At 54.3% G+C, this 234-nt stretch carries 1 protein-coding gene; it reads left to right on the top strand.

From position 1 onward, the window contains the following. Positions 1-152 precede the first annotated feature (152 nt). The coding region (locus OH705_RS28815) for an Rdx family protein (RefSeq protein WP_323873516.1) at positions 153-234 on the top strand (82 nt) is incomplete at its 3' end.

Here is a 234-nt window from a genome sequence, read left to right as displayed (position 1 = left end):
AGGCCGATTTTCGGTCGCGACGTTTCGGCGGCATGCAAGGTGATGGAAGAGAGCATCAGCTGTATGCAGAAAAGCAGGCGGCGCATCGTGAGTCTCAAACCAGAGGGTAAAGACCTCTAGTATAAGCGGCCCTTCCTACGTAGATCCACGACATGGCAGACATCAAGCCACAAATTTTCATAAATTATTGCAACCAGTGCCAATGGCTGCTGCGCGCCGCCTGGCTGGCGCAGG

This window comes from Pseudomonas sp. BJa3, from assembly GCF_026343815.1.
GTDB lineage: Bacteria > Pseudomonadota > Gammaproteobacteria > Pseudomonadales > Pseudomonadaceae > Aquipseudomonas > Aquipseudomonas soli.
This window is presented reverse-complemented; position numbering and strand designations above follow the sequence as displayed.